We start from the raw sequence: 5,961 nt of genomic DNA, 5'->3' as shown, positions 1-5,961 counted from the left end.
CGCGCCCTGGACGACGCTGCGGTCCGCCGAGGGGGTGGCGCGGAGCGGGGCGTGGCCGCGCATGCGGGTGATGCGGTCGGCGAGGCGGTCCGCGGCGTCGTCCAGGGCGCGGGAGGGCGTGACGGCGCGGAGTTCGTCGGTAACGGTCAGCAGCGCGGTGAGGTGCCACGCGAGCCGGATGTCCAGCTCCTCCTCGCGGGAGCGGTGCAGGCCGCGCATGCTGCAGCGCTGTGCGGCCATGGTGTGGACCGATTGCGTCCGGATCGGTTCGTACATGGATGGCCTCCTGGGAATGCCTCAGAAGGCCATCCTAACTTAGACGGCGTCTAAAGTTGTCCTCTCTACAGATAACCGGCCCGCCGACCGGTCGCGACCCGGCCTGCTACGGCTGGCCGTAGCCGTCCAGGAAGTTGCCGATGCGCGTCACCGCGTCCGCGAGGTCCTTGGCGCTCGGCAGGGTGACCAGGCGGAAGTGGTCCGGCTCCGGCCAGTTGAAGCCCGTGCCGTGGACCACCATGATCTTCTCGGCCCGGAGGAGGTCGAGGACCATCTGACGGTCGTCCTTGATCTTGTAGACCTTCGGGTCCAGGCGCGGGAACGCGTACAGGGCACCCTTGGGCTTCACGCACGTCACGCCCGGGATCTGCGTCAGCAGCTCGTGCGCGACGTCGCGCTGCTCCAGCAGCCGGCCGCCCGGCAGCACCAGGTCGTTGATCGACTGCCGGCCGCCGAGGGCCGTGGCCACCGCATACTGCGCCGGCATGTTGGCGCACAGGCGCATGTTGGCGAGGATCGTCAGGCCCTCGATGTAGCTGTCGGCGTGGGCCTTGGGGCCGCAGACCGCCATCCAGCCGCTGCGGTAGCCGGCCACCCGGTAGGCCTTGGAGAGGCCGTTGAAGGTGAGCGTCAGCAGGTCGGGGGCGATGGCGGCGGTCGGGGTGTGCGTGACGCCGTCGTAGAGGATCTTGTCGTAGATCTCGTCGGAGCAGACGATCAGGTTGTGGCGGCGGGCGATCTCCGTCAGGCCGCGCAGCATCTCGTCGTCGTAGACCGCACCCGTGGGGTTGTTCGGGTTGATGATGACGATGGCCTTGGTGCGGTCGGTGACCTTGCGCTCGATGTCGGCGAGGTCCGGCATCCAGTCCGACTGCTCGTCGCAGCGGTAGTGCACGGCCGTGCCGCCCGCGAGCGAGACGGACGCCGTCCACAGCGGGTAGTCCGGCGCCGGGACGAGGACCTCGTCGCCGTCGTCGAGCAGCGCCTGCATCGACATCTGGATCAGCTCGGAGACGCCGTTGCCGAGGTAGACGTCCTCGACGGAGAGCTCGATGCCCTTCGTCTCGTAGTGCTGCACCACCGCGCGCCGGGCGGAGAGCAGGCCCTTGGCGTCGCCGTAGCCGTGCGCGTCGCCGACGTTGCGCAGCATGTCCTCGAGGATCTCCGGCGGGCACTCGAACCCGAAGATCGCCGGGTTGCCGGTGTTGAGCTTGAGGATGCGGTGACCTGCCGCCTCCAGCCGCATGGCCTCCTCGAGCACCGGGCCACGGATTTCGTAGCAGACGTTGGCGAGCTTCGTTGACTGGATCACCTGCATGACGGCCACCATACGGGGGCGGGGGACGGGGCGCGCGCCGTTTGCGGAGGCGTCCGCACCGCCCCGAAGCCGCTGATCACGGCCGTGCGGTGCGCCGCACGGTGCGGCCGGCGAGGACGTCCGTCCGGCGCCCGTCTTCCATCACAAAGCGTCCGGCAATCAGGACATAAGGAATGCCGGTCGGAAGCGTCCGCGGGGCTTCGAAAGTAGCGCCCGCGGCCACCGTCTCCGGATCGAAGAGAACGAGATCGGCGCGGTACCCGACCCGTACGAGCCCCCGGTCCGGCAGCCGCAGACGCGCCGCGGGACGGGACGTGAGATGCGCCACGCACTCCTCCAGCGAGAGCACGCCGAGCTCGCGCACGTACCGGCCGAGGTAGTGCGGGAACGTTCCGTAAGCGCGCGGATGCGGCTTCCCGCCGTGCAGGATGCCGTCGCTGCCGCCCGTGTGCACCCGGTGCCGCATGATCGTGCGGACGTTCTCCTCGTGGCCCACGTGCTGCAGGATCGTCGTCCCCAGCCGGTCGGCGATCAGCAGGCGGCGCGCGGTCGTCCACGGCTCCTCGCCGCGCTCGCGGGCGGTGCGGGCGATCGTGCTGCCCACGTGCGCCGGGGCGAGGGCCGGGTCCGCTACGCCCGAGACCTCGATCGCCTCCCAGTCGATCGGCACGCCGTGGCAGCCGTCCGCCCCCTCGGTCTCCATCGCGTACCGGATGCGCGCGGCCGTCCCGTCGTCGCGCAGCCGCGCCAGGACCGCCGCCGGGCCGCCCTCGCTCGCCCAGCTCGGCAGCATCGCGGCGAGCGTCGTGCAGCCGGGGGTGTACGGGTACGTGTCGAGCGAGACGTCCGCGCCCGCCGCGAGCGCGGCGTCGAGCAGGGCCAGCAACTCGGGGGCGCGGCCCTCGTTCACGCCGAAGTTCATGGTCGCGTGGGCGAGGTGCAGGGCGCAGCCGGCGCGGCGGGTCAGAGCGATCATCTCCTCGTACGCGGCGAGGGCGCCCTTCCCGTACGAGCGGTGGTGCGGGCAGTAGTAGCCGCCGTGCGCCGCGACGACGCGGCACAGCTCGGTCAGCTCGGCGTCCGTCGCGTACATGCCCGGCGTGTACGTGAGCCCGGAGGAGAGGCCGACCGCGCCCTGCGCCAGCCCCTCCGCGACGAGCCGCTTCATGCGCTCGGTCTCGGCCGGTGCCGCCGGGCGGTCCTCCCAGCCGACGGCGAGCGCGCGGACGGTCCCCTGCGGGACGAGGTAGGCGGCGTTGACGGCGATGCCCTCGCCGCCGAAGCCGTGGTCGAGGCGGTCGAGATACTCGCCGACGGTGCGCCACGTGAACTCGACGGACCCGTCCTCCGGGCCGCCGCCGTTCCAGCCCGCGATCTGGGCGCGGACACCGGCGAGGGTGCGGTCGTCGACCGGCGCGTAGGACAGGCCGTCCTGGCCGATGACCTCCAGGGTGACGCCCTGGGCGGCCTTCGCGGTGTGGGCGGGGTCGCGGAGGAGCGCGAGGTCGCTGTGCGCGTGCATGTCGATGAAGCCGGGGGAGAGGGCGAGGCCCTGCGCCTCCACGGTGCGGCGCGCGGTGGGCCGGGGTTCGCCCTCGCGCGCGATGGCGGCGATGCGGCCTCCGGCCAGGGCGACGTCGGCCCGGTAGGAGGGGCCGCCGGTTCCGTCGATGACGCGTACGTCGCGGAAGACGGTGTCCACTGGTGCGCTCCCTTCGTGACGGGGGGTGTGGCAGCGCCCGGTACTTGCGGGTAGTCCGGCATCGCCGGGCACCTTCGGTGGGGGTTGCGCGCCGCGGCGGCGGGAACCTCCGCCCGGCGGTGGAAGGGTCGGCCCGCCGCCTCCGAGGTCTCCGAGGTCTCAGAAGAACGTGCGGATGTAATCCGTGACCGTGCCGTCCTCCGTGGCCAGCGGAATCAGCTGCCACTTGTCGAACACCGTGCACGGGTGCGACAAACCCAGCCCCACCCAGTCGCCGACCTCCAGCTCCGCCCCCTCCTGCAGTTCCACGAACGCGTGCTGGTCGGCGAGACCGATCACCGTCATGCCGGCGGCAACGTCCCGTACGGAGCCGTCCCGCGCCGACCGCACCGCCCGCACCACGGGCAGCCCCAGGTCGTACGGCACGTCCCGCTTGCCGGCGTTGAGGTAGGCGCGGCCCGGTTCCGGGCGGGAGACGACCTGGGCCCAGAGGCGGAAGGCCGGGCGGAGCCCGCCCTCCTCGGGGTGCCGGTTGAAGGGCGTCTTCTTCTCGTACGTCCCGTCGTCGTGGGTGATGTACGCGCCCGACCGCAGCAGCTTCAGCACCGGAACGGACAGCTCCGGCAGCTCCGCGAAGACCTCGGCGACCGCGTCGAACCACGCGCTGCCGCCCGCGCTGACGACGATCTCCGCCACGTCCCGGAACCGGCCCGCCTTGTCGAAATCGGCGGCCAGCGCGGTCAGCCGGCGCAGCCACGCGCGGACGAGGTCGCCGTCGGCGCCCGGGATCTCCGCCTCGTAGCCGCCGACGCCCGCAAGCCGCAGCGTGCCGGTGCCCGCCACGGCGTCGGCCACGGCCGTGCAGTCGGCCTCGGTGCGGCAGCCCGTGCGGCCGCCCGCGGCGCCCAGCTCGACGACGACGTCGAGGGGGCGGCGGGCCCCGGCCGCGCGGAGGGCGGCGTCCATCAGTTCGACGCCGCGGACGGAGTCGACGTAGGTGAACAGGCGGAAGTCCGGGTCGGCGTCCAGCTCGGCGGCGAGCCAGCGCAGGGCCGCCGCGTCCACGACCTCGTTGGCGAGGAAGACGCGGCGGATCCCGTGGGCGCGGTAGACACGGACCTGGGAGACGGTCGCCGCGGTGATGCCCCACGCGCCGTGCGCGATCTGACGCTCCAGCAGCTGCGGCGCCATGGTGGTCTTGCCGTGCGGCGCGAAGGCCAGGCCGTGACCTGCGGACCAGCGCTCCATGAGGGCGAGGTTGTGGTCGAGAGCCTCCGCCGACAGGGCGAGCACGGGCGTGGTGAAGCCGCCCGTGAACAGCGAGCGGCGCTCGGCGGCCAGGGCGCCGACGGTCAGGCCCTCGGCGTCCGGGGGCAGGCCCTTGAAGCGGTGGTCGACGCGGGTGTCCGCGAGCTGGGCGACGGCGTCGGCGCTCGCGTCGGCGCTCGCGTCGGTCGTCGCATCGTTGGTCGCGTCGGTGGTCGCGTCGGCGGTGGCCATGGAGCCTCCCGGGGGGTCTGGTGGGGTGGCGCGGTGCTGAAGTGATGCGGCACTGTAGGGCGTTGCACTCTGTGCAATGCTCATTGCGCAGTGCGCTGGCTGCTGTCTAACATCCCGCCCAGTAGCGGGTCAACGGTCGTCTCACGCCCCGGGAGTGACCGTGACAGGACGCGTACAAACCCCGACCCGAACCCCCGACCGAGGAGTGAGGGCCCGACCGTGACCGCAGCCGTGCCGCCGCCCCCGCGCACCGACGTCGTGTGCCTCGGCGAGTCGATGGTCGCCTTCCGGCCGGTGACGGAAGGCGACCCGCTCGCCGGCGCGGCGGCCTTCGCCCGGGGCATCGGCGGCGCCGAGTCCAACGTCGCCTGCGCCCTGGCCGCCGCCGGACACCGGGCGGCGTGGGTGAGCCGGGTCGGCACGGACGCCTTCGGCGACCACCTCGTCGCCGCGATCGCCGCGTACGGAGTGGACGTCTCCGCCGTCCAGCGCGACCCGGCCCGGCCGACGGGCCTGTACTTCCGTACGGCGGGGGAGCGGTCCGTGGGCCTCCCCGCCGCGCCCGGCGACGGCGGCCCGCCCCTCTCCGAGGTCCTCTACTACCGCGCCGGATCGGCCGCCTCCGCCATGTCGCCGGCGGTGGTGCGCCGCGCCACCGCCTGGTCCGGCCGCGTGCTGCACCTCACCGGCATCACCGCCGCGCTCTCGCCCGGCTGCCTCGCCCTCGTCCGCGCCCTTACCGAGCGCCGCCCCGGCCGCCCCCTCGTCTCCTTCGACGTCAACTACCGCGTGGCGCTGTGGCGCGACGCCCCGGCCTCCGAAGCCTCCGGCGGACCCGCCGTCCTGGCCTCCCTCGCCCGCCGGAGCGATCTCGTCCTCGTCGGCGAGGACGAGGCCGAGGCGGCCTGGGGCCTCCGCGGCGCCGCCGCGATCCGCTCCGCCCTGCCCGAACCGCGGATGCTCGTCGTGAAGCACGGCGCGGCGGGGGCGACGGCGTATGTACGTACGTCTGCATCTACGTCCACGTCTGCATCTACGTCCACGTCTGCACGCTCGTCTGTACGTACGTCCGTGTACGGCGCCGGAGGCGCAACCGGTGACGACACCGTCGTCTTCGTCCCCGCTCCCGCCGTCGACGTCGTCGCCCCCGTCGGTGCCGGGGACG

General features: G+C 73.1%; 4 protein-coding genes and 1 pseudogene. 1 reads left to right on the top strand and 4 read right to left on the bottom strand.

The features are described from left to right. The 4 genes and pseudogenes from ACSNOH_RS32825 to ACSNOH_RS32810 all read right to left on the bottom strand — a co-directional run. A pseudogene (locus ACSNOH_RS32825) lies at nt 1–276 on the bottom strand (hypothetical protein); the annotation flags it as partial. Between the two features lie 106 nt (nt 277–382). After that, nucleotides 383–1,594 (bottom strand): pyridoxal phosphate-dependent aminotransferase, encoded by a 1,212-nt coding sequence (locus tag ACSNOH_RS32820; protein WP_436725101.1) that lies wholly within the window; start codon nt 1,592–1,594, stop codon nt 383–385. 76 nt (nt 1,595–1,670) lie between these two features. Next, a complete protein-coding gene (locus tag ACSNOH_RS32815; RefSeq protein WP_436725100.1) occupies nt 1,671–3,296 on the bottom strand; it encodes an N-acyl-D-amino-acid deacylase family protein in 1,626 nt (541 codons plus the stop codon). A gap of 159 nt (nt 3,297–3,455) precedes the next feature. Continuing rightward, nucleotides 3,456–4,796 (bottom strand): amino acid deaminase, encoded by a 1,341-nt coding sequence (locus ACSNOH_RS32810; RefSeq protein WP_436725099.1) that lies wholly within the window; start codon nt 4,794–4,796, stop codon nt 3,456–3,458. A gap of 99 nt (nt 4,797–4,895) precedes the next feature. Between ACSNOH_RS32810 and ACSNOH_RS32805 the strand changes: the two genes are divergently transcribed. Then, nucleotides 4,896–5,961: sugar kinase (locus ACSNOH_RS32805; protein WP_436725102.1), on the top strand; the 1,066-nt coding region annotated here is incomplete at its 3' end.

The sequence above is a fragment of the Streptomyces sp. URMC 127 genome (assembly GCF_051386535.1).
Taxonomy (GTDB): Bacteria; Actinomycetota; Actinomycetes; order Streptomycetales; family Streptomycetaceae; genus Streptomyces.
Note: the sequence above shows the minus strand (reverse complement) of the source record. Positions and strands in the feature narration are given on the sequence as shown.

Excerpts from the sequence above, each read along its gene's own strand:
- ACSNOH_RS32820 (WP_436725101.1), bottom strand. The coding sequence starts at position 1,594 with ATGCAGGTGATCCAGTCAACGAAGCTCGCCAACGTCTGCTACGAAATC.
- ACSNOH_RS32810 (WP_436725099.1), bottom strand. The coding sequence starts at position 4,796 with ATGGCCACCGCCGACGCGACCACCGACGCGACCAACGATGCGACGACC.